Below are 17,875 nucleotides of genomic sequence, written 5' to 3' on the forward strand. Positions count from 1 at the left end.
CTTGACCCTGACGCAGCGTCAACCCTCCATGCTGGCCGGCATGAGAACAAGCGATCAAAGTCCCGCGATCAGCGTGCGGGGGCTGGAGAAGGCCTACAAGGAGCTGCGCGTGCTGCGCGGCGTCGATCTCGATGTGGCCCGGGGGAGCATCTTCGCCCTGCTCGGGTCCAACGGGGCCGGAAAGACCACGCTGGTGCGGATCCTGTCGACACTGCTGCGGGCCGACGCCGGGACCGTCCGGGTCGACGGGTACGACGTCGCTTCCCAGGGCGCCCACGTGCGGGCGTCGATCAGCCTCACCGGGCAGTTCGCGGCCGTCGACGACATCCTCACCGGCCGGGAGAACCTCGTGCTGGTCGCCCGGTTGCGGCACCTGAAGAACCCGGGTGCGATCGCGGACGGGCTCCTGGCGCGGTTCGCGCTGACCGAGGCGGGTGCCCGGCGGGCGGCGACCTACTCCGGTGGCATGCGGCGCCGGCTGGACATCGCGATGAGCCTCATCGGGGACCCGTCCGTCATCTTCCTCGACGAGCCCACCTCCGGGCTCGACCCGGAGGCGCGCATCGAGGTGTGGGCCGCCGTGAAAGAGCTCGCCGCCGGAGGCACGACCGTGCTGCTCACCACGCAGCATCTGGAGGAGGCCGAGCACCTCGCCGACCGGATCGCGATCCTCCACGAGGGACGGATCGTCGTCGACGGCACGCTCGACGAGCTCAAGCGGCTCCTGCCGCCCGCCCAGGTCGAGTACGTCGAGAAGCAGCCGACCCTCGAGGACGTCTTCCTCGCCGTCGTGAAGGACGCCGCATGACCGACACCATCGTCCTCACCGGACGGACGCTGCGGCACGTCACCCGCAGCCTGGACACCATCATCACGACCGCGGTCACGCCCATCGCCATGATGCTGCTCTTCGTGTACGTGTTCGGCGGCGCGATCGACACCGGATCCGTCTCGTACGTGAACTACATGCTGCCGGGCATCCTGCTCGTCACGATCGCGTCGGGCATCTCGTACACCGCCTTCCGGCTCTTCACCGACATGCGTAGCGGGATCTTCGAGCGCTTCCAGTCGATGCCGATCGCCCGCCCTGGCGTGCTCTGGGCGCACGTGCTGACCTCGCTCGTCGCCAACGCGCTCTCGCTCGTGGTCGTCGTCGGCGTCGCCCTCCTGATGGGCTTCCGCTCCGGCGCCGGGCCGCTCGCCTGGCTCGCGGTCGCGGGCATCCTGCTGCTGTTCACGCTCGCGCTCACCTGGATCGCCGTCGTCCCCGGCCTGACCGCGAGCACCCTCGACGGCGCCAGCGCGTTCTCGTACCCGTTGATCTTCCTGCCGTTCATCAGCTCTGCCTTCGTGCCCACCGGCACCATGCCCGGCCCGGTGCGCGCCTTCGCCGAGCACCAGCCGGTGACCCCTCTGGTGAACGCGCTGCGCGGCCTGTTCACCGGGCAGCCGGTCGGCGGCGACCTGTGGGCCGCGCTCGCGTGGTGCGCCGGGATCCTCGTGGTCGCCTATCTGGGTGCGAATCTCGTCTACCGGCGCAGGATCTCCTGAGTCCGACCAGGCAGGATCGAAGCATGCTCACGATCGGTCAACTGGCGGCGTTCGCCGGCGTCACGGTGCGGGCGGTGCGCCACTACCACCAGGTCGGCCTGCTGCCCGAGCCGGAACGGGACGCCTCGGGCTACCGGAGGTACGGCGCGCGGGCGGCGGTGTCGCTCATCAAGATCCGCACGCTCGCACACGCCGGCGTGCCGCTCTCCCGGATCGGCGAGATGCTCGAAGCCGACCCGGCCGCCTTCGCCACGGCGGTCGAGGGGATCGACAACCAGCTGCGCGCGGAGATCGACCGGCTGGAGCTGAGCCGCAAGCAGATCGCCCAGCTCCCCGACATCGAGACGCTGGCCCTCCCGCCGGAGGTGATCTCCTACCTGGACCTGCTGCGGGAGATCGGGGCGTCGGAGGGGATCGTCGAGGGGGAGCGGGACGGGTGGATCCTGGTCGCGGCCCGGTGGCCCCACCTGATCGGCCCGGTGATGGCCGCGAAGCGCGCGCAGCTCGAGGACCCGCGGCTCGTCCGGCTCTACCGCCTGCTGTCGGAGCTGCTGGCGGACGGCACGGCCGACGAACCGCGTCTCGTCGAGGTCGCCGACATCCTGGCCGCCTTGGCCGAGGACGCGTACGACGCCGGGGAGCTGACCCTGCCGGAGATGGCCCGCGACGAGGTGGCGGTCAGCCTACTGGACGCCATGCCGCTGGAGGCCGACCCGCGCGCGGCCCGGTTGCTGGAGCTGCTGCGCGAGCGCGGCTGGACGGGCTGGACCAACCTGGAGCGGCTGCCCGGATCGGACGAACGGTCATGATCCGCGCTCCCCGGGCGAAACCGTCGCCCTCGGTGTGGCGGGCGTCCCCGCGCGGGTGAGGGGGCGCGGGCGTCGCGGCCGCGTAGCCTTGTCGCCCGGTGCCCCCCGCCCGTACCTCCTGCTCGGTGACCGGGGTCACCGCTGGACGGGGACGGACGGAGGTGACGGAGTTGGCCACGCGCAAACGCACCCGGGCGGCGATCCTGCTGTTCCTGGTCGCCCTCCTCGGCTTCGCCGCGGCCGCCTGCGCCGGCGCCCGGGGCGGGTCGCCGGCACCCCGGGCCGCCGCTTCTGCCTCGGCCTCGACAGTCGCGAGCCCGGCGGCACCGAGCCCGACGGCACCGAGTCCGACGGCACCGAGTCCGACGGCGCCGAGTCCGACGGCGCCGACCCCGACCGCCGGGACCGCCACCCCGGCCCCAGCGTGGCTCGGCACCCGGGTGCTGCCCACCGGGCCGGACGGCCACGCCGCAGCCCAACCCACCCCGCCCGAGCTGCGTAACCGCTCGCTCGTCACGGTCGACGAGCTGCCGCCGCCGGCCGACGGTCGCTTCCACGCCACGGTCCGGGCCGTTCCCGCGGACGTGCTCGCCCGGTCGAGCTGGACCAAGGGCTGCCCGGTCGACAGCACCGACCTGCGCTACGTCACGCTCAGCTTCCGCGGCTTCGACGGCCGCGCCCACACCGGCGAGCTGCTGGTCAACGCTAAGGCCGCCAACGGTCTCGTCAGCGTGTTCCGGCAGCTCTTCGCGGCCGACTTCCCGATCGAGCGGATGCGGATCTCGTCCGCCGCCGAGCTGAACGCGCCGTCGACCGGTGACGGCAACACCACCGAGTCGTTCGCCTGCCGGCCGGTGCGGGGCCAGCAGTCGTGGTCGCAGCACGCGTACGGGCTCGCCGTGGACATCAACCCGTTCCAGAACCCGTACCACAAGGGCAAGGTCGTCCTGCCCGAGTTGGCGACCAGCTATCTGGACCGGACCCCGCACCGGGCCGGGATGGCCGAGCCCCGCGGCGCGGCGGTCAAGGCCTTCGCCTCGATCGGCTGGGAGTGGGGCGGCGACTACCGCGCCCTCAAGGACTACATGCACTTCTCCGCCAACGGCGGCTGATCAGGGACAGCCCGGGACCGTGCTCGGGGCGCCGCAGTTGTTGGGCCTGTTGCCCCTCAGCGTGCCGCCCGTCCGCGTCACCGTTCCGGTCTCGCTGAAGATGCCGCCGCCGTCGGCGCCGGCGCCCGTCGCCTGGTTGGCCACCACCGTGGCGTGGTTCAGCACCACGGTGCCGGCCACGTTGAAGATGCCGCCGCCCCGGGCCTGCCCGCCGCTTGCCGTGTTGAACAGGAACCGGGTGCCGGTGACGGTCGCCGAGTCGCCGTTCCACAGCCCGCCACCGCCCGCGCCGGCGCCGTCGGCGACGTTGTCGACGAACGAGCCGCCGGTCATCGTCAGGTCGCCGACGTTCCACAGGCCGCCACCGACCGCGCCCTGACCGCTCGCGGTGTTGCCGGCGATGCGGACGCCTTTCAGCGTGAGCGGGGCCGCGTTCAGGATCCCGCCGCCGACGCCCTGGTCCACCCCGGTGGCGACGTGGTTCCGGGTCACCGTGGTGAGGTCGATGCTGGCTTCGGCTCCCTGGTTGTTGACGGCACCGCCCTGGGCCGCCGTGTTGTCGCTCAGGCTGCTGGCGGTGATGGCCATGGTTCCCGTGTTGTAGATCCCACCGCCGTTCTCGGTCGCGGTGTTCCCGGTGACCGTGCCGGCGACCAGGTCGAGGCGCCCGCCGTTGACGAAGATCGCACCACCGTCGGCGGTACGCCCGTTGCGCAGGGTCAGCCACTTCAGGGTCAGGTGGCCCGCCGCACCGATCTCGAAGAACCGGAAGTTCGCGGCCGACGCGCGGGTGATCGTGGCGCGGTTCCCGTTGACCCGGATCGGCGTCGTGACAGCCGCCAGCCCGTTGTCACCACTCGCCGGCGTGCGGAGCCGGTAGGTGCAGCGCGGCGTGAGATTGAGCGTGCCGCCACCGGCGTTGTTGACCCTCACCACGGCGGCCTGCAGGGCGCGCCCGTCACAGGGCACATAGGACGAGGCCGAGGCGGCCGCGGGCACGCCCACGACGATGCTGCCCGCCGCGACAGTCGCGGCCAGGATCCGGCGTACCCGCATTGGTGACCGTCCTTCATGTCCAGGCGGTCGTGCCAGCGGCGCACACCCGCGATCAGCGGTTTCGAGCATATGAGCACCGACGACCAGATGTGAGCGATTTGTCCAATCCAACGACGCTCCAGCGTCGATGCGAGCGCGTCCGCCTAGAGTCGGAAGGGGAATTCGGCGAGAGGTTGTCGGATCGGGGTCCGGGCGTTCGTAGCGAGGATGAGCACCGGCCCAGACCAGAGGAGAACGACGCGATGCAGTACCTGGTTTCCGTGATCGACGAGAGGTCCAACTCCGCCACCCAGGAGGAGATGACCGCCATCCGGGCGTTCAACGAGCGGGTCCAGGCCGCGGGGCACTGGGTGTTCGCCGGTGGGCTCGCCGACCCGAGCACCGCCACCGTCATCGACAACCGGGGCGGTGAGGCGCTGTTCACCGACGGGCCGTTCGTGGAGACGAAGGAGTTCCTCGCCGGCTTCTGGGTCTTCGAGGCGGCCGACCTCGACGTGGCGCTCACGCTCGCCGCCGAGGGATCGAAACACTGCAACCGCAAGGTCGAGGTGCGTCCCTTCCTGTGAACGTCGACGACGCGGTCGGCCGGGCCCACCGCGCGGAGTGGGCCCGGGTGGTCGCCGCCCTCACCAAGCGCTTCGGCGACCTCGACGTCGCCGAGGAGGCGGCCGCCGAGGCGTTCGCGACCGCCGTCGAGCGGTGGCCGGCCGACGGCGTGCCACCGAACCCGGGCGCCTGGCTGACGACCACCGCCAACCGTAAGGCCATCGATCGGCTCCGGCGCGAGCACAAGCGTCTCGACAAGCAGAAGGAGGCGGTGATGCTGTACGACGGCGACCCGCCCGAGCCTGTGGGCGCCATCGACGACGAGCGGCTCCGGCTGGTCTTCACCTGCTGCCACCCGGCCCTCGCGATGGAGACCCGGGTGGCGCTGACGCTGCGCATGGTCGGCGGGCTGACCGTCCCCGAGATCGCCCGCGCCTTCCTCGTGCAGGAGTCCGCCATGGGACGGCGGATCACCCGGGCCAAGGACAAGATCAGGGCGGCCCGCATTCCGTACCGTGTGCCGTCCACCGCGGACCTTCCGGCCCGCGTCTCCGGTGTGCTCGCCGTGCTCTTCCTCGTCTTCAACGAGGGCTACCTCGCGACCGGCGCCGGCACCGATCCCGTGCGGCAGGACCTCACCGCCGAGGCGATCCGGTTGACCCGGCTGATCCGGGTCCTCCTGCCGGACGACGGCGAGGTGGCCGGCCTCCTGGCGCTGATGCTGCTCACCGAGGCCCGCCGCACGGCCCGGGTGTCCGCGAGCGGCGAGCTGGTCGCCCTCGGCGAGCAGGACCGCGGGGCCTGGGACCAGCACCTGGTCGCGGAGGGCCAGCGGCTGGTCCTCGAACGCATCGCCACCGGGATCGCGCCCGGCCGCTACCAGCTCCTCGCCGCGATCAACGCCGTGCACACCTCGGCCCGCGACGTACGCGACACCGACTGGTCACAGATCGTCGCCTTGTACGACCGGCTCGTCCGCGTCGACCCGTCGCCGATCGTCGCGCTCAACCGGGCGGTCGCCGTCGCCGAGCTCGACGGGCCGGACGTGGCGCTGGCGGCCGTCGACCGGCTCGACAGCGCGTTGACCGGCTACCACGCCTACCACGCGGCCCGCGCCGACCTGCTGCGCCGGCTGGGCCGTGGCCCGGAGGCGCGGTCGGCCTACGACCGGGCCATCGAGCTGGCGGGAAACACGGCCGAGACGGCCTACCTGACCCGGCGCCGCGACCAGCTCGCCTAGGCGCCGGAGGGGTCGTACCAGCCGCCGTGGCTGGCGGTGAGAGCGCTCGCCTCGTCGGGCCCCCAGGTGCCGGGCTGGTAGACGTGCGGCGCCGTCGAGTCGTCGATGACCGGCTCGACGATCGACCAGGCCGCCTCCACGCCGCGCTGCGTGGTGAACAGCGAGGCGTCACCGTCCAGGGCATCACCCAGGAGCCGCTGGTACGGCGGCAGGTCGGGCTCCATGGGCCGGTCCAGCGCCGCCAGCTCGACGTCGGTGCCGCGCATCGACTCGCCGCCGGGTGCCTTCACCGTCACGCCCAGCGAGATGGCGCCGTCGGGGCCCAGCTTGAACCGCACGTGGTTGGGCGGGTGGTCGTGGTCGGTGCCGGCCAGGGCGGCCGGCGGGCGGCGCAGCCGGACCAGCACCTCGGTGGCCGTGACCGGGAGCATCTTGCCGGCCCGGATGTAGAACGGCACCCCGGCCCACCGCCAGGTGTCGACGTGCGCGCGCAGTGCCACGAACGTCTCCACCGTGGACCCGGACGCGACACCCTCCACATCGGTGTATCCCGCGAACTGGCCCCGCACCACGTCGTTGCGGCGCAACGGCGGCATCGCCCGCAGCACCTTGGTCTTCTCGTCGCGGATGTCCTGGTGCCCGTAGCCGCCGGGTGGCTCCATCGCCACGAGGCTCAGCACCTGCAGCAGGTGGTTCTGCACGACGTCACGGATCACGCCGGTCTTGTCGTAGAAGGCGCCGCGGTCGGCCACCCCGAAGTCCTCGGCCATCGTGATCTGGACGGAGTCGACCCAGAACCGGTTCCAGAACGGCTCGAGGAGCGCGTTGGCGAACCGGAAGTAGAGCAGGCCGAGGACCGCGTCCTTGCCGAGGAAGTGGTCGATGCGATAGATGGCGTCCTCGGGGAAGATGCGGTGCAGCACCGTGTTCAGCTCACGCGCACCGGCCAGGTCGCGGCCGAACGGCTTCTCCACGACGACGCGGGCGCCCCTGGCGCAGCCGGAGTCGCCGAGCGCGGTCGCGACCGTGCCGAACAGCGTCGGCGGGATGGCCAGGTAGAACAGCGGCGACCGGGCCGAGCCGAGCGCGGTCCGGAGCGCCTCGAACGTGGCCGTGTCGCGGTAGTCGCCGTCGACGTAGCGCAGCGCGTCGGTCAGCCGGCGCACCGTCGACTCGTCGGTGACGCCGTGCTCGGCCAGGCTCTGCCGGGCGCGCTGCACCAGCCGCTCGCGGTCCCAGCCGGCCTTGGCGACCCCGATCACCGGCATGTCGAGCCGGCCCTCGGCGCTCAGGCCCGCCAGGGCGGGAAAGATCTGCTTGTACGCGAGGTCGCCGGTCGCGCCGAAGAAGACCAGGGCGTCGGAGGTCCCGTGCGTGGCCACCCGCGCTCCTCCCCGTCGGCGATACGCTCATTCTGGCCCGACGGACGGCCCCCGCGACGGTGATTTGGCCAGGTCAGCCCTTCAGGGCGCGGTAATGACGGATCAGTGCCGCGGTGGAGGAGTCGTAGTCGAGCGCCGCGTCGGCCGGGCCGGTCAGGTCGGGGGCGATCTTCGAGGCGAGCACCTTGCCCAGCTCGACGCCCCACTGGTCGAAGGAGTCGATGCCCCAGATCGTGCCCTGCGTGAAGACGCTGTGCTCGTAGAGCGCCACGAGGGCGCCGAGCAGCCGCGGGGTGAGCCGCTCCGCCAGGAGCGTGTTGCTCGGCCGGTTGCCCTCCATCACCCTGTGCGGCACGACGTCGTCCGCCGTGCCCTCCGCGCGTACCTCTTCCTCGGTCTTGCCGAAGGCCAGCGCCTGCGCCTGCGCGAACACGTTGGACGTGAGCAGGTCGTGGTGGTCGCGGAGCGGGTTGAGGGACCGGCCGAACCCGATCAGGTCGACCGGGATGAGCCGGGTGCCCTGGTGCAGGAGCTGGTAGAAGCTGTGCTGGCCGTTGGTGCCCGGCTCGCCCCAGTAGACGGGGCCGGTGTCGTAGTCGACCGGGTGCCCGTCGCGGGTCACGTGCTTGCCGTTGGACTCCATCGTGAGCTGCTGCAGGTAGGCCGGGAAGCGCTTCAGGTACTGGTCGTAGGGCATGACGCCGACGCTCTGCACGCCGAAGAAGTTGACGTACCAGACGGTGAGCAGGCCCATCAGCGCCGGCAGGTTGCGCTCCAGCGGGGTGGTGCGGAAGTGCTCGTCCATCTCGTGGAAGCCGGCCAGCATCTCGGCGAAGCCGTCGGGTCCCACGGCGAGCATCGTGGACAGTCCGATCGCGGAGTCCATCGAGTAGCGGCCGCCGACCCAGTCCCAGAAGCCGAACATGTTGGCGGTGTCGATGCCGAACGCGGCGACCCGCTCCGCGTTGGTGGACACCGCGACGAAGTGCTTCGCGACCGCGGCGTCGTCACCGAGCTGACCGACCACCCAGTCGCGGGCGGACCGCGCGTTGGTCAGGGTCTCCAGCGTGCCGAACGTCTTGGACGAGATGACGAAGAGCGTCTCGTCGGCCGCGAGGTCGTGGGTGGCCTCGACGAAGTCGGTCGCGTCCACGTTGGACACGAACCGGAAGGTCAGGTCGCGGCGGGTGTAGTGGCGCAGGGCCTCGTACGCCATGACCGGCCCGAGGTCCGAGCCGCCGATGCCCACGTTGACGATGTTGCGGATCGGCTTGCCGGTGTGCCCGCGCCACTCGCCGGACCGGATCCGCTCGGCGAACGCGGCCATCCGGTCGAGCACCTCGTGCACCTGGGCGACCACGTCGACGCCGTCGACCGTCAGCGAGGCGCCTTTCGGCATCCGCAGCGCGACGTGCAGCACCGAGCGGTGCTCGGAGGTGTTGATGGGCGCACCGGAGAACATGAGGTCGCGCCGCTGCTCGACTTCGCACTCCCGGGCGAGCTCGAACAGCAGCCGCATCGTCTCGTCGGTGACGCGGTTCTTCGAGTAGTCGAGATAGAGGCCGGCCGCCTCGGCCCGCAGGCGCTCCCCGCGGGCCGGATCCTCGGCGAACAGCTCACGCAGGTGCCGCCCGCCGATGTCGGCGTGGTGCGCGGCGAGCGCCTGCCAGGAGGGTCGTTCGCGTAACGGCGTCGTCGACATGGTGTCCTCCAGGTGAGCGCTCCAGGTGCAGGCGAGATGTTACCGCTGTGCCCCGATCGACGACTCGACCTAGCCCTCGCCGAGCACCACGAGGGTGTCGGGCCGGACGCCGTCGTGCCGCATCGCCGCGGCGGCCTCGTCGGAGCGCATGAACGCCTGGAAGGCCATCATGTCCGGGATCTCGGCGATCAGCCCGACGCGGTTCGAACCCGCCGGGTCCACGAACGGGCGAACCCGGATGCCCAGCGGCCCGAAGACCTCCTCCCGTCTCGACGAGGCCTTCCACGCCTCGACGTCGTCGACCTCGTGCGTGATCAGATATGTGGCCACTGCGTCAGCTCCTTCATGATCGGCTGGCTCAGGTTATCGCCGGAATGGCTGGTCGACGCCCGTTTCGCGACCACCGCCACCCGAGTGACTACGCTGTTGCCTGACCGCGCACGGCACGACGCTAGGAGCATTCATGTCCGACGAAGAGAACACCACGCCGGACGAGGCCGTCGAGGAGGAGCCGACCTTCGCCAACCGGGCCGAGCGCCGCGCGAAGGGCAAGGCCAAGGGCAAGGGCGCACAGGCCCACCAGCACAGTTCGGGCGGGTTCACCGGCAAGGGCGGCTCCTACCAGCCGCCGCGCAACTACGGCAACCGCCGCAGCGGCTGAGCGCCGGCCAGGCACAGGACCCGATCGACCACCACCGGATGATCCGCCAGCGGCGGCGTGACCACGTCGCCGCCGGCGCGGTGCAACGCGCGGTGGAACCGGCCGTCGGCCAGCAGGTAGGCCAGGACGACCACCCGCCGCGCGCCGGCGGCGCGCAGCGCCCGCACCGCCTCCGGCACGGACGGCGTCGCGGACGCCGCGTACGCGACCACCGCGGGCACCGGCAGGGCCGCCGCCACGGCCGACACCTCGGCCCGCGACCGCCCGTCGCTGGACCCGGCGGCGGCGAGCACGACCGCGTCCGCCGGACCCGCCGCCGCCAGCCGGTCGACCAGCGCGCCCACGAGGGCGCCGTCCGCGCCGAGCGCGGGCGCGACCACGGCGTCGGCGCCATCGACCGCCCCGGCGATGTCGACCCGCACGTGGTGGCCGTTGGTCAACAGCAGCGGGACCACGACCGCGGGGCCCGCCAGCCGCGCCGCCACGTCGCGCACGTGCGGCACCTGGACGTCCACGTAGGCCAGTCGCACGTCATGCTCCCGCCCCACCCGTCGCGCGAGGGCACGGATCTGCTCCTGCCCGGCCGTCACCCGCGTCCCGTGCGCCACCAGCAGCACGGTCACGCCGGCACCCGCAGCCGGTAGCCGCGCTTGATGACCGTCTCCACGAGGTCGGCCCCGAGTGAGGCCCGCAACCGGGCCACCGCCATGTCGATGGCGTGCCCGCGCTCGCCGCGGGGCAGCGCGGTGGCGAGCAGGGCGCGCGGCACGACCGCGCCGGGCTGGGCCGCGAGCGCCCGCAACAGCGCCATCGAGGCCGGTGCGAGGGGTCGGACCTCGCCGTCGACGACCGCCGCGTGCCCCCGCACCTCCACGGTGACGCCACCGACCGAGAGCCGCCGGGCGCGGGTCGGCAGCGTGTCGGTGACGGCCCGCACCAGCGCGCCCAGCCGGGACCGCTCGGGCGTCAGGGCGGGCACGCCCCGGTCCAGCAGGGGAGCGGCGGTGACCGGCCCGACGCAGGCGGCGAGCACGCGGTCGCCGAACGCCGCGAGCACGTCCGCCGCGCGGTCGCCGGCGGTGTCCAGGAGCGCGATCACCGCCGGCGCGCTGGTGAAGGTGACCGCGTCGACCTGGCCGGTGACGATCTGGTCGACCAGCCGGCGCAGCGGTTCCATGTCGGCCCGCCGCGTCCAGCGGTAGACGGGCACCTCGACCACCGCCGCCCCGGCGGCCCGCAGCGCGCCGGTGAACTCGTCCTGCGGCCCGCCGTGGAGTTGCACGGCGATCCGCCGGCCGGAGACGCCCTCGGCGAGGAGCCGGTCGAGGATCTCCGCGCACGACTCGGTCGGCGCGGACCAGTCCTCGGTCAGGCCGGCGGCCCGGATGGCACCGCACGGCTTGGCACCCCGCGCGATGAGCCGCGCGCCGCGCAGCCCGCCGCGCAGCGCCTCGCCGACGCCCCAGCCCTCGGCCGCCTCCAGCCAGCCCCGGAAGCCGATGCCGGTGGTGGCCACGACGATGTCCGGGGCGTGCGCGACGCAGGCGGCGGTCGCGGCGTGCAGCGCGGCGTCGTCGAGCAGCGGGACGATCGTGATCGCCGGGACGGAGAGCACCCGCGCGCCGCGGCGTTCCAGCAGGGCGCCGAGCTCGTCGCGCCGGCGCTCGGCGGTGGTCGCGACCGTGAAGCCCCGCAGCGGCTGGGTCACGGGGCGCCCACCTCGACCATGCCGTCCCGGACCCGGACCGGGAACACCGGCACGCGGGCCGCCGTGTCGAGGCACTCGCCCGTGTCGAGGTCGTACGCCTGCTTGTGCATCGGCGACGCGACCACCGGGCGGCCGGAACGGGTGCCGACCAGCCCGCGCGAGAGCACGTGGGCGCCGCTGACCGGGTCGCGGTTGCCGATCGCCCGCAGCCCGCCGTCGTGCAGCCGGAACACCGCCACCTGCTCCGGGCCGACCAGCGCGGCCACGCCACGCTCCGGCAGCAGGTCCTCGAACCGGCATACGGGCGCCCACCCGGTCGGCGTGCGGGGCGCGTCGACGAACGAGACGAAGCGGCGCAGCTTCACCGGATCGGCCAGCACGGCCCGCCACTCGTCCTCGTACGCCCCGACGTGCCGCGCCATCGCGGCGTCGAGGTCGGCGCAGAGCCCGAGGCTGTCGTCGACGATGACCGCGCGGAGGTGGTCGAGCCCGCCGTCGAGACCCTCGATCCAGGCCGCCGTGCGCTGCAGGCGGTCGGCGGTGCGGATGTAGTACATGAGGAACCTGTCGACGGTGCGCACCAGCGTGTCGGTGTCCACGTCGGAGAGGAACAGGTCGGCGTGGCGGGGCCGGAAGCCGCCGTTGCCGCCCAGGTAGAGGTTCCAGCCGTTGTCGGTCGCGATGACGCCGAAGTCCTTGCTCCGGGCCTCCGCGCACTCGCGCGCGCACCCGGAGACCGCGGACTTTATCTTGTGCGGCGCCCGCAGCCCGCGATAGCGCAGCTCCAAGGCGACCGCCAGGCCGACCGAGTCCTGCACCCCGTACCGGCACCAGGTCGAGCCGACGCAGGACTTCACCGTGCGCAGGGCCTTCCCGTACGCGTGCCCGGACTCGAATCCCGCCGCGACCAGCCGCCGCCAGATCTCGGGGAGCTGCTCCACCCGCGCCCCGAACAGGTCGATCCGCTGCCCACCCGTGATCTTCGTGTAGAGGCCGAAGTCCCGGGCGACCTCGCCGATCACGATCAGCTTGTCGGGCGTGATCTCGCCGCCGGGGATCCGCGGCACGACCGAGTACGTGCCGTCGCGCTGGATGTTGGCCAGGAAGTGGTCGTTGGTGTCCTGCAGCGCCGCCTGCTCGCCGTCGAGGATGTGCCCGTTGCCGAGCGAGGCCAGGATCGAGGCCACCGCCGGCTTGCAGACGTCGCACCCGCGCCCGGTGCCGTGCTCGGCGACCAGCGCCGAGAAGGTCCGGATCCCGCGCACGCGGACGAGGTCGAACAGCTCCTGCCGCGAGAACGCGAAGTGCTCGCAGAGCGCCTTCGACTGCGCGACGCCGGCCTCGGTGAGCAACGACTTCAGCAAGGGCACGCACGACCCGCACGTCGTGCCGGCCCGCGTGCACGCCTTGACCGCGGCCACGTCGTGGCAGCCGTCGCCGACGGCCGCCAGCACCTCGTCCTTGGCGACGTTGTTGCAGCTGCAGACCTGCGCCCCGCCGGGCAGGGCGACGTCCGGCGCACCGGAGGACAGGAAGTCGGCGAGCTTGCCGGGCACCGGCCCGCCGACGGCCGCGCGCAGGGTGCCGTAGGCGGCGGCGTCGCCGACCAGGACGCCGCCGAGCAGGGTCCGGGCGTCGTCGGTCAGCGCCAGCTTGGCGTACAGGCCGTTGGCCGGGTCCGCGTAGACGACGTCGAGCGGGCCGGCCTTCTGGCCGAAGCTGGCCACGTCGACGCCGAGCAGCTTGAGTTTGGTCGAGGTGTCGGCGCCGCCGAACGTGGCGGCACCGTCGAGCAGCCGGTCGACGACCACGTCGGCCATCGCGTAGCCCGGCGCGACCAGCCCGTAGCAGCGGCCGTCGACGGCGGCGCACTCGCCGATCGCGGAGATGGCGGGGTCGCTGGTCCGCAGTGCGGAGTCGACCAGGATCCCGCCGCACTCGGCCACGGTGAGGCCGGCCGCCCGGGCGAGGTCGTCGCGCGGCCGCACACCCGCCGCGAACACCACGACGTCGGTGTCGAGTGCCGCGTCGGGGCCCGCCGAGACGCGCAGCCGGTCGCCGGTGGCGGCGATGGCGGTCACCGCGGTCCCGGTGCGCACCGCGATGCCCAGGTCCTCGATCCGCCGGCGCAGCATCGCGCCACCGGCCGGGTCGAGCTGCATCGGCATGAGATGCGGGGCGAACTCGACGACGGAGGTCCGCAGGCCCAGCAGCCGCAGGGCGTTGGCGGCCTCGAGACCGAGCAGGCCGCCGCCGACGACGATCCCGGCCGACCGGCCGACGGCGTAATCCCGCAACGCTTCCAGGTCGTCGAGCGTCCGGTAGACGAAGCAGCCCGGGGCGTCCCGGCCCGGCACCGGCGGCACGAACGGCCGTGACCCGGTCGCGAGCACCAGCGCGTCGTAGGGATACGCGCCCACCGCCGTCCGCACCACCCGCGCGGCCCGGTCGACCGCGACCACCGGCTCGGCGAGCCGCAGGTCCACACCGGACGGCACGCCGGCCGGCGCGAGCGTGAGGTCCTCGGCCGAGGCGCCCTCGAAGAAGGCCGACAGCCGCACCCGGTCGTAGGCGCGCCGGTGCTCCTCGGCGAGCACCGTGACGGACCACCGGCTCGCCGTGTCCCGCGCGGCGAGCGCCTCGACGAAGCGCTGCCCGACCATCCCGTTGCCGACGACGACGAGTCTCATGCCGCGACCTCCGTGCTCGGATCCACCGTGGACAACCAATCGACCAGTCCGCACACCGCCTCCCGGCAGCTCCCGCAACCGGTGGTGGCCCGGGTCGCGGCGACCACCTCGCCGACGGTCCGCCCGCCGGCCCGCCACGCCGCGGTGATGGCCGCCTTGCGGACCGTGTTGCACCGGCAGACGACCGCCGCGTCCGGCATCAGCGCGGGGGAGGCGGCCACCGCCGGCGGGTCCGCGCCGTGGGCGCGGCCGAGCAGCAGCGTCCGCCGGTCGGCCGGGACGTCGGCGTCGCGGTCGAAGAGCTGCACGACGTGGCCGACCGCGGGGTTGTCGCCCAGCAGCACCGCCCCGGTGAGCCGGTTGTCGCGGATGACAAGCCGGGCGTAGGTGCCGCGGGCCGGGTCGGCGAAGCTGACCACCTCGGCGTCCGGGTCGGCCGTCGGCGAACCCATCGCGGCGAGGTCCACGCCGCTCGCCTTCAACCGGGTCACGACGCGGGACCCGCGATAGGCCGCGGCGCCGCCGGTGATGCGGTCGGCGGCGACGGCCGCCTGGTCCCAGGCCGGGGCGACCAGGCCGTGGACGGTGCCACGGTGCTCGGCGCAGTCACCGATCGCGTAGACGTGCGGGTCGCTGGTGCGCATCGCGTCGTCGACGACGATCCCGCGATCGACCGTGAGCCCGGCCCCGGCGGCGAGCCGGGTGTCCGGCCGGACGCCGCAGGCGAGCACGAGCAGGTCACCGGGGATCTCCGTGCCGTCGGCGAGCCGCAACGCCGCGCCGGTCCAGGCTTCGGCGGGCACGCCGACGTGCGTACGGATGCCGAGGCCGGCCAGCGTCCGGGTGAGCACGCGGCCACCGTCGTCGTCGAGCTGGCGGTCCATCAGGTGCCGTCCGATGTGGACGACGTCGACCGTCAGGCCGCGGCCGGCGAGCCCGCGGGCCGCCTCGATGCCCAGGAGCCCGCCGCCGAGCACGACCGCCCGGCCGGCTCCGGTCGCGGCGGCCAGCATCCGCCGGCAGTCGTCAAGGGTCCGGAACGCGTACACATTGGACCGTGCGATGCCCGGCAGCGGCGGCACCACCGGCGCCGAGCCGGTCGCGAGCACCAGGGCGTCGTACTCGTGCTCCTCCGCGCCCGTGCGCACCACCCGGCGCCCGGCGTCGACGGCGACCACCGCCTCACCCAGCCGCACGTCGGCGCCGGCCGGCGCGGCCGCGATCGCCAGGTCGTCCTCGTCGACCTTGCCGGCCAGCAGCGCCGACAACAGGATCCGGTTGTAGGGCCGGTGCGGCTCGGCGCCCAGCGCGGTCACCTTGACGTCGGCGTCCCGGGCCCGCAGCTCGGCCACGGCCCGCGCCCCGGCCATCCCGTAGCCCACCACCAGGACCCTCACGCGGCCGTCACCCGCGCCGCGCAGACCTTGAACTCCGGCATCCGGGAGACCGGGTCGAGCGCGGGGTTGGTCAGCGTGTTGGCCCGGGCGGCCCCGGCGTAGTGGAAGGGCATGAAGACGGTGTCGGCGCGGATCGCGTCGCTCAGCCGGGCGGGCGCCGTCGCGCTGCCGCGCCGGGTGGCGACCGTGACCGGGCCGCCGTCGGCCACCCCGAGCCGGGCCGCGAGGTCGGGATGCAGCTCCACGAACGGCTCGCCGGGCAGGGCGGCGACCCGGCGGGTCTGTGCGCCGGACTGGTACTGGGTCAGCACCCGCCCGGTGGTCAGGTAGAGCGGGAAGTCGGCGTCCGGCTCCTCGGCCGCCGGGCGGTGCGTGACGGGCACGAACCGGGCGCGGCCGTCCGGCGTGGCGAACCGGTCCAGGAACATCCGCGGCGTGCCCGGGTGCGCGGCGTCGGGGCAGGGCCAGAACACGCCGCCCTCGGCGTCGATCCGGTCGTACGTGATGCCGGCGTAGTCCGCGGCGCCGCCCGCGCTGGCCCGGCGCAACTCGTCGAAGACGACCCGCGGCTCGGCCGAGGTCGGCACGCCCAACCGGGCCGAGAGGTCGGCCAGCACCTCGAGGTCGGTACGGACCCCCGGCGGCGGCGCGGCCAGCCGCCGGCGGCGGATCACCCGGCCCTCGAGGTTGGTCAGCGTGCCGTCCTCCTCGGCCCACTGCGCGGTCGGCAGCACGACGTCGGCGAGCGCGGCGGTCTCCGACAGCACGAAGTCGGCGACGACGAGCAGGTCCCGCCCGCGCAGCCAGCGCTCGACACGGGCGGCCCGCGGGGCCGACACGGCCGGGTTGGAGCCGAACACCAGCAGGGCGCGGACCTCGTCGGAGCTGAGCAGCTCGTACGCGGACGGCCCCGGCCCCGGGATGTCCGCGGGATCGACACCCCAGACGGCGGCCACGTGAGCGCGTGCCGCCGGGTCGTCGATGCGCCGGTAGCCGGGTAGCTGGTCGGCCTTCTGGCCGTGCTCGCGCCCGCCCTGCCCGTTGCCCTGCCCCGTCAGGCAGCCGTAGCCGCTGCCGGGCCGCCCGGGCAGGCCGAGCGCGAGGGCGAGGTTGACGAACGCCGTGACCGTGTCGGTGCCCTTGGCGTGCTGCTCGGCGCCGCGGGCGGTGAGCACCACCGCCCGCCGGGCTCCGGCCAGCCGCTCGACGGTCGCGTGGAGGTCCGCCACGGGTACGCCGGTGAGCCGCTCGACCCGGGCCGGCCACCAGTCGGACACGGCCGCCCGCACCGCGTCGAAGCCGGTGGTACGCGCGTCCACGTACGCCTTGTCGACCAGCCCCTCGGTGATCGCGATGTGCAGGAGCCCGTTGCCGAGCGCGAGGTCGGTGCCGGGCGTGGGCTGCAGGTGCAGCGACGCCATGCGGGCGGTGGCGGTGCGCCGGGGGTCGACCACGATCAGCCCGGCCCCGTCGAGGTGCCGCACGAACGGTGGCATCGTCTCGGCCGGGTTCGCGCCGACGAGCAGCACCGCGTCGGCCGCCGCGATGTCGGCGACCGGGAAGGGCAGGCCGCGATCCAGACCGAACGCCCGGTTGCCCGCCGCCGCGGCGGACGACATGCAGAACCGGCCGTTGTAGTCGATGGTGCGGGTGCGCAGGGCGACCCGGGCGAACCTGCCCAGCGCGTACGCCTTCTGGTTGGTGAGGCCGCCGCCGCCGAAGACCGCGACGGCATCGCGGCCGTGCCTGTCCTGGATCGCCCTGATGCCGTCGACGACGCGATCGAGCGCCTCGGGCCAGGTCGCCGGCCGCAGGGCGCCGCCGTCGCGGACCAGCGGTTGCGTGAGCCGATCGGGGTGGCGGAGCAGGTCGGCCGCCGTCCAGCCCTTCTGGCACAGCCCGCCCCGGTTGGTGGGGAACTCGCGGCCCTCGACCTCGACCCCGGTCATGCCGGCGCGCAGCGTCATCGCGCACTGCAGCGCGCAGTACGGGCAGTGCGTGTCGGCGGCCGGCATGCCCAC

At 73.6% G+C, this 17,875-nt stretch carries 16 protein-coding genes; 7 read left to right on the forward strand and 9 right to left on the reverse strand.

The window, feature by feature from the left end; translation table 11 throughout:
• The first annotated feature begins 40 nt into the window (after nucleotides 1-40).
• The 4 genes from Asi02nite_RS26715 to Asi02nite_RS26730 all read left to right on the forward strand — a co-directional run bounded on the left by Asi02nite_RS26715 (nucleotide 41) and on the right by Asi02nite_RS26730 (nucleotide 3,472).
• Nucleotides 41-808 (forward strand): ABC transporter ATP-binding protein, encoded by a 768-nt coding sequence (locus Asi02nite_RS26715; protein WP_203716669.1) that lies wholly within the window; start codon nucleotides 41-43, stop codon nucleotides 806-808.
• Nucleotides 805-1,551, forward strand: a complete 747-nt coding sequence (locus tag Asi02nite_RS26720) for an ABC transporter permease (RefSeq protein ID WP_203716670.1) — start codon at nucleotides 805-807, stop codon at nucleotides 1,549-1,551. Before Asi02nite_RS26715 ends, Asi02nite_RS26720 begins: the two co-directional genes overlap by 4 nt.
• A gap of 23 nt (nucleotides 1,552-1,574) precedes the next feature.
• The gene (locus Asi02nite_RS26725; protein WP_203716671.1) at nucleotides 1,575-2,360 is read left to right on the forward strand and encodes a MerR family transcriptional regulator; all 786 of its coding nucleotides are present in this window, start codon (nucleotides 1,575-1,577) and stop codon (nucleotides 2,358-2,360) included.
• A gap of 170 nt (nucleotides 2,361-2,530) precedes the next feature.
• Entirely contained in the window at nucleotides 2,531-3,472 is a 942-nt protein-coding gene (locus Asi02nite_RS26730; protein WP_239127123.1) for a M15 family metallopeptidase, read from the forward strand.
• Here the strand turns inward: Asi02nite_RS26730 and Asi02nite_RS26735 are convergent, their stop codons facing one another.
• Nucleotides 3,473-4,528 carry a hypothetical protein gene (locus tag Asi02nite_RS26735; protein WP_203716672.1) on the reverse strand — a complete coding sequence of 352 codons (1,056 nt, stop codon included), beginning with the start codon at nucleotides 4,526-4,528 and terminating at the stop codon, nucleotides 3,473-3,475.
• A gap of 242 nt (nucleotides 4,529-4,770) precedes the next feature.
• Between Asi02nite_RS26735 and Asi02nite_RS26740 the strand changes: the two genes are divergently transcribed.
• The gene (locus tag Asi02nite_RS26740; protein WP_203716673.1) at nucleotides 4,771-5,094 is read left to right on the forward strand and encodes a YciI family protein; all 324 of its coding nucleotides are present in this window, start codon (nucleotides 4,771-4,773) and stop codon (nucleotides 5,092-5,094) included.
• Nucleotides 5,091-6,314 carry an RNA polymerase sigma factor gene (locus Asi02nite_RS26745; RefSeq protein WP_203716674.1) on the forward strand — a complete coding sequence of 408 codons (1,224 nt, stop codon included), beginning with the start codon at nucleotides 5,091-5,093 and terminating at the stop codon, nucleotides 6,312-6,314. The genes Asi02nite_RS26740 and Asi02nite_RS26745 overlap by 4 nt, the downstream gene beginning before the upstream one ends.
• Here the strand turns inward: Asi02nite_RS26745 and zwf are convergent.
• From zwf to Asi02nite_RS26760, 3 genes are all read right to left on the reverse strand, one after another.
• Nucleotides 6,311-7,696 (reverse strand): glucose-6-phosphate dehydrogenase, encoded by a 1,386-nt coding sequence (gene zwf, locus Asi02nite_RS26750; protein WP_203716675.1) that lies wholly within the window; start codon nucleotides 7,694-7,696, stop codon nucleotides 6,311-6,313. The two genes, Asi02nite_RS26745 and zwf, sit on opposite strands and share 4 nt — an antisense overlap.
• A 73-nt stretch (nucleotides 7,697-7,769) precedes the next feature.
• Complete coding sequence (pgi, locus tag Asi02nite_RS26755; RefSeq protein WP_203716676.1) at nucleotides 7,770-9,398, reverse strand: glucose-6-phosphate isomerase; 1,629 nt, start codon at nucleotides 9,396-9,398, stop codon at nucleotides 7,770-7,772.
• Nucleotides 9,399-9,467: 69 nt separating this feature from the next.
• Nucleotides 9,468-9,728, reverse strand: coding sequence for a DUF1330 domain-containing protein (locus Asi02nite_RS26760; RefSeq protein WP_203716677.1), 261 nt, complete (start codon nucleotides 9,726-9,728; stop codon nucleotides 9,468-9,470).
• A gap of 133 nt (nucleotides 9,729-9,861) precedes the next feature.
• On the opposite strand from Asi02nite_RS26760, the gene Asi02nite_RS26765 reads away from it, so the two are divergent.
• Complete coding sequence (locus Asi02nite_RS26765; RefSeq protein WP_203716678.1) at nucleotides 9,862-10,059, forward strand: hypothetical protein; 198 nt, start codon at nucleotides 9,862-9,864, stop codon at nucleotides 10,057-10,059.
• On the opposite strand, the gene Asi02nite_RS26770 is transcribed toward Asi02nite_RS26765, so the two are convergent.
• The 5 genes from Asi02nite_RS26770 to Asi02nite_RS26790 are packed head-to-tail and all read right to left on the reverse strand — an operon-like array spanning nucleotide 10,035 to nucleotide 17,869.
• Nucleotides 10,035-10,682: a sirohydrochlorin chelatase gene (locus Asi02nite_RS26770; protein WP_203716679.1), complete on the reverse strand. Its 648-nt coding sequence runs from the start codon at nucleotides 10,680-10,682 to the stop codon at nucleotides 10,035-10,037. The genes Asi02nite_RS26765 and Asi02nite_RS26770 overlap by 25 nt on opposite strands.
• Nucleotides 10,679-11,767, reverse strand: a complete 1,089-nt coding sequence (locus Asi02nite_RS26775) for a uroporphyrinogen-III synthase (RefSeq protein ID WP_203716680.1) — start codon at nucleotides 11,765-11,767, stop codon at nucleotides 10,679-10,681. Before Asi02nite_RS26775 ends, Asi02nite_RS26770 begins: the two co-directional genes overlap by 4 nt.
• Complete coding sequence (nirB, locus tag Asi02nite_RS26780; protein WP_239127124.1) at nucleotides 11,764-14,457, reverse strand: nitrite reductase large subunit NirB; 2,694 nt, start codon at nucleotides 14,455-14,457, stop codon at nucleotides 11,764-11,766. Before nirB ends, Asi02nite_RS26775 begins: the two co-directional genes overlap by 4 nt.
• Nucleotides 14,454-15,854, reverse strand: a complete 1,401-nt coding sequence (locus Asi02nite_RS26785; protein WP_203716681.1) for an FAD-dependent oxidoreductase — start codon at nucleotides 15,852-15,854, stop codon at nucleotides 14,454-14,456. Before Asi02nite_RS26785 ends, nirB begins: the two co-directional genes overlap by 4 nt.
• Complete coding sequence (locus Asi02nite_RS26790; protein WP_203716682.1) at nucleotides 15,851-17,869, reverse strand: molybdopterin oxidoreductase family protein; 2,019 nt, start codon at nucleotides 17,867-17,869, stop codon at nucleotides 15,851-15,853. Before Asi02nite_RS26790 ends, Asi02nite_RS26785 begins: the two co-directional genes overlap by 4 nt.
• Between the last annotated feature and the right edge of the window lie 6 nt (nucleotides 17,870-17,875).

It is taken from the genome of Asanoa siamensis, from assembly GCF_016862555.1.
Classification (GTDB): Bacteria; Actinomycetota; Actinomycetes; order Mycobacteriales; family Micromonosporaceae; genus Asanoa; species Asanoa siamensis.

What these genes read in the sequence shown, in the direction of transcription:
- nirB (WP_239127124.1), bottom strand. Translation starts at nt 14,457, where the DNA reads ATGAGACTCGTCGTCGTCGGCAACGGGATGGTCGGGCAGCGCTTCGTC.
- Asi02nite_RS26725 (WP_203716671.1), top strand. Translation starts at nt 1,575, where the DNA reads ATGCTCACGATCGGTCAACTGGCGGCGTTCGCCGGCGTCACGGTGCGG.
- pgi (WP_203716676.1), bottom strand. Translation starts at nt 9,398, where the DNA reads ATGTCGACGACGCCGTTACGCGAACGACCCTCCTGGCAGGCGCTCGCC.
- Asi02nite_RS26715 (WP_203716669.1), top strand. Translation starts at nt 41, where the DNA reads ATGAGAACAAGCGATCAAAGTCCCGCGATCAGCGTGCGGGGGCTGGAG.
- Asi02nite_RS26735 (WP_203716672.1), bottom strand. Translation starts at nt 4,528, where the DNA reads ATGCGGGTACGCCGGATCCTGGCCGCGACTGTCGCGGCGGGCAGCATC.
- Asi02nite_RS26790 (WP_203716682.1), bottom strand. Translation starts at nt 17,869, where the DNA reads ATGCCGGCCGCCGACACGCACTGCCCGTACTGCGCGCTGCAGTGCGCG.
- Asi02nite_RS26720 (WP_203716670.1), top strand. Translation starts at nt 805, where the DNA reads ATGACCGACACCATCGTCCTCACCGGACGGACGCTGCGGCACGTCACC.
- Asi02nite_RS26740 (WP_203716673.1), top strand. Translation starts at nt 4,771, where the DNA reads ATGCAGTACCTGGTTTCCGTGATCGACGAGAGGTCCAACTCCGCCACC.
- Asi02nite_RS26765 (WP_203716678.1), top strand. Translation starts at nt 9,862, where the DNA reads ATGTCCGACGAAGAGAACACCACGCCGGACGAGGCCGTCGAGGAGGAG.